Below are 963 nucleotides of genomic sequence, written 5' to 3'. Positions count from 1 at the left end.
TGGTCGACGCTGGTGGCGTTGATCCAGCCCCATGCCCGCGGGGCGCACCAGGCCCTGGGAGGCCGCCCACCCTTTGCAGTGGAGACCATGCTGCGCATCCACTGCCTGCAGCTGTGGTGGAACCTGAGCGATCCGGCCATGGAAGAGGAACTGCACGAGCGCCCTCTGTACCGGCGCTTCGTCGGGCTCGACGGCTCGGCGCGCATGCCCGATGAGACCACCATCCTGCGCTTTCGGCACCTGCTGGAGAAGCAGCAACTCGCGCCGAAGGTGCTGGCCGCCATCAACGCCACCCTGGCCCGGCAGGGCTTGATGCTCAAGACCGGTACGGTGGTCGACGCCACCATCATTGCCGCGCCGAGTTCGACCAAGAACGCCGAGGGCAAGCGTGACCCGGAGATGCACCAGGCCAAGAAGGGCAACCAGTGGCATTTCGGCATGAAGGCCCACATCGGCGTGGATGCCGATTCGGGGCTGGTGCATACCGTCATCGGCACGGCCGCCAACGTCGCCGATGTCACCCAGGCGGCGGCCTTGCTGCATGGGCAGGAAAGCGATGCCTGGGGCGACGCGGGCTACCAGGGCGTGGACAAGCGCAAGGAGTGCGAGGGCAGCGTCGTGCGCTGGGAAGTGGCCATGCGTCCTGGCAAGCGGCGCCGGCTCGATCCAGCGCGGGAGCTCGACAGGCTTCGGGAGAAGGCCGAGAAGCTCAAGGCCAGCATCAGGGCCAAGGTCGAGCATCCGTTCCGGGTGGTCAAGCAGCAGTTCGGCTACGCCAAGGTGCGCTACCGCGGCTTGGCCAAGAACACGGCCCGCCTGACCATGCTGTTCGCGCTGGGCAATCTGTGGATGGTGCGAGCGCGGCTGCTGGCCATGCAGGCATAAGTGCGTCTGCTGCAGCCCAGAAGGGCTTGCGGCCAGTCCAATGGCGCTATTTGATGGCCCTGGGACGCTGAAACTTAT

Annotated in this window: 1 protein-coding gene; it reads left to right on the top strand. The window is 66.4% G+C overall.

Annotated features, from left to right (window positions below):
- The coding region (locus tag AVS7_RS18070; RefSeq protein WP_020229462.1) for an IS5 family transposase at nucleotides 1-885 on the top strand (885 nt) is incomplete at its 5' end.
- Nucleotides 886-963 lie beyond the last annotated feature (78 nt).

It is taken from the genome of Acidovorax sp. MR-S7, from assembly GCF_000400995.2.
In the GTDB taxonomy this organism is placed as follows: Bacteria; Pseudomonadota; Gammaproteobacteria; order Burkholderiales; family Burkholderiaceae_C; genus MR-S7.
Note: the sequence above shows the minus strand (reverse complement) of the source record. Positions and strands in the feature narration are given on the sequence as shown.